Source organism: Frankia sp. CeRuru1 (assembly GCF_977966315.1).
In genome coordinates this window covers 2,836-6,011 of the sequence record NZ_CDWWEW010000342.1, presented here as the reverse complement: position 1 = coordinate 6,011, position 3,176 = coordinate 2,836, and the positions used below count along the sequence as shown (strand labels likewise).

Here is a 3,176-nt window from a genome sequence, read left to right as displayed (position 1 = left end):
GTGAAGGCCACGCCGTACCGGTACAGGTAGTGCAGCAGCGGCGGCAGGAGGGCGGAGAACAGCGCGGCGAGCCAGTCGTGTGCCGGCCGGCCCGAGCGGGCCACGAGCTCGGCGACGACTGCCCGACCGTCGGAGCCGACCGACAGCAGGGACGCGAGGCTGCGCGCCCGCTCCCCGCCGTCGAGAAACCGCTCCACCGGATCACGCCAGAGCACGCCGAGTAGTTCGTGGAGGCGGTAGGGCGCGTCGGGGACGGCGTCGTAGGCCGGGTGCCGGACGGTGGCGCCGACGACCTCCGGAAGCGGGAGAACCCGGGTCACATCGTGCAGGAAGGGATCCGCGTCGCGCAGCCCGAGCAGCCAGCTCGACATCGCCGGTCCGGCGATGGCGTCAGCCGCCGACATCCCCCGCCACACCAGCGTGTTACGGATCATCAGCGCGAGCTTGACGTTCCGCCGGTCCGGCCGGTCGACGTTGGCGAGGGTGCGCACCGCCTGCAGGGGCAGGTACCGGTCCGGTGCCTCGCCCAGCGGGACCAGCAGACCGGTGGCGATCTCAGCCGCATAGAGCGGCACGATTACGTTCTCCCACTGCCACGGATGGACGGGTAGCCAGATATAGTCGGCGATCGTCGTACCGGCGGGTGGTCCGGCGGCGGGCGCGGGGCCCGGCCGGCGTGGATCGTCTGGCAGGGCCCGGCGGAGCACATCGGTGAAGTGGGTGCGGGTCTGCTCGTCGAGTTCCGTGGTGAGCAGGTCAGGCGCGGTCGACGAGCCCTGTCCGGAAAGGTCGCTGGCCCCGGGGCCGCTGGTTCTGGGGGCGCTGGCCTCGGGGGCGCTGGCCTCGGGGGCGCTGGCGCTGTACCGCCCGATCGCGCGGTGTGCGGCCACCCACCGCAGTCGGAAGGGCCGGCGCGCCTCGGGGGTGTAGACAGCCGCGGCCGCGCCGAAACCGAGCCGTCCCTTGTTCGCGACGAGACAGGGATGGCCGGTCTGGTGCCCCTCGAGCGCGACGAACGGCAGATCGGCGAGATCCACCGCGGGAATCGCCGTTCCGAGCAGATGATGATCGGCAGCCTGGGTGGCGAGCAGATCGCGTACCACGTCGGCGAGGACCGGGTCGGACCAGCCGAGCAGGACCTGCATGTCCTGGAGGAAGCGGATCGGGTCGTCCGCCGGTGCGGTGCCCGGAACGGTCAGTGTGGTGCCCGGTTCGGGGGGTCTGCCGTCCGGGCCGGGTGGCGTAACCGAGCGGGTCAGCGTAGTGGCATCGATCCACCAAGACCCGAACGTGCCACGTCGGGCGGTGAAGGCGTACGTGGCGCCCGCGGCTCGGAGCCGGTAACCCTGGATGGGACCCCGTCCGATCGGGGGGTGCCTGCGCCCGTTCGGGGCCACGCCGCGCACCGTGAGGTCGCTCGTCCGCGCCGGTGCGGTGGGTGTCGGCCCGCCCGGGGAGCCCGCCGGCCCGGCCGCGGCATCCGCTGGTTCGTCGGGTTGCGGACTGAGTAGCTCCTCGTAGGCCATTTCAGCGATGAGCTTGGCCAGCAGGGCACGGCCGGCCTGCCGCCATCGGTCCGCCGACCCGGTCCGCCCCGGGGACGGTGCCGCGGGCGGCGGCGCGGACCATGACGTGGTCAACGTCCGGCCGTTCCGGCTGTCTTGGCCGTCTCGACCGGGGCCGGATCGCGCGGCCGCGCGCGCCGCTCGCCGGCGGCCTGGCCATTCCCGTCCGGCTGGCCCGACCGGGCGGGGACCCCGAAGGTTGTGAACGCCGACGGCGACGGCAGCCGGTACGCGTCGCCGTCGGTCAGGTCGTCGAGGATGACCGCGGCGCGCCAGGCGCCGAGGCCGAGGTCGGGCGTCCCGACGCCGTGCGTGTGCAGCTCCGCGTTCTGGACGTAGACACGGCCGGTGAGACCGGCGTCGGTCGCCACCCGGTACCGGGCGTCGACGCGGAAGCGACCCCTGTCGTCGACGTCGATTAGCCCGGCGATGGGATCGAGCAGGGTCGGCTGGCGTGCGGCGTACCCGGTCGCAAGCACCACCGCGTCGGTGTGGACGGGAAAGGCGCGGTTCTGATCGCGGTGGCGGCAGCCGAGAGTGATCTCACCGTCCCGGTCCCGCTGTGAGGCCGTCTCCACGACGACGCCCGGCAGCAGTGTCGCCGCCACGTCCGTCCCGCCGATCGTCCGTTCGTACAGCAGGTCGTAGATCTCCGCGATGGTGTCCGCGTCGATCCCCTTGTAGAGCTGCCACTGAGCCGGGACGAGCGTGTCCTTGGCCGCCTGCTCCAGACCGTGGAAATAGCGGACGAAGTCGGGGGTGAACTGTTCGAGGCCGAGTTTGGAGTACTCCATCGGCGCGAAGGCGGGGGTGCGGGTGATCCAGGTCAGCTGATGACCGGTCACCGGTTGTGCGCGGAGCAGATCCGCGAACACCTCCGCCCCGGACTGTCCGGAGCCGACCACCGTGACCCGGGAAAGCCCCGCCAGCGCGGCACGCCGCTGCTGGTACTCGGCCGCATGGAAGGCCCGCCCGTTCGGCATCCCCGCGAAGGCCACCGGCATGATCGGTTCGGTTCCGATCCCGAGGACCAGGTGCCGAGCGGTCACCACCCGTGTCGGGGAGGCGCCGGACTGCCCTGCCTGATCGGACCGGTGGGGCTGGGCGATCGCCACCTGGAACAGGCGGGTGTCGGGATCCCAGCGGACCGCCTCGACGCGGGTGCCGAAGTGGGTGGAGTCGAGACCGTCGGCGACCCATCGACAGTAGTCGTCATACTCCCGGCGGGGGATGTGGAACCGCTCGTAGAGATAGAAGCGGAAGAGCCGGTCATGCTCGCGCAGGTACGCCAGGAAGGACCATCTGCTGGTCGGGTCGATCAAGGTGACGAGATCGGCGAGGAACGGCACCTGCAGGGTCGTACCTTCCAACAGCAGGCCGGGGTGCCAGCTGAAGGCCGGCGCCTGGTCGAAGAAGACGGCCCGCAGGCCGGGCAGCCCGTCGGCCAGGGCCGCAAGCGACAGGTTGAACGGTCCTAACCCGACCCCGACCAGGTCGTAGGGCGGTTCGCCCCCCGCGGGCAGACCCGCGAACGCCGATCCGTCGTCGACGGTACGCGGGCGCTCGCCGCGAGCTGTGGACGGGGCGCGGAATTTGACATCCTCCCCGGCC

General features: G+C 71.9%; 2 protein-coding genes. Both read right to left on the bottom strand.

Going from position 1 to position 3,176, the window contains the following annotated elements:
- A partial coding sequence (locus AC08OP_RS19800; RefSeq protein ID WP_476615556.1) for an IucA/IucC family protein occupies positions 1 to 1,640 on the bottom strand: 1,640 nt, incomplete at its 3' end.
- Positions 1,637 to 3,176 (bottom strand): lysine N(6)-hydroxylase/L-ornithine N(5)-oxygenase family protein (locus AC08OP_RS19795; protein WP_476615555.1); only part of this gene is annotated, 1,540 nt, incomplete at its 5' end. The genes AC08OP_RS19795 and AC08OP_RS19800, both read right to left, overlap by 4 nt.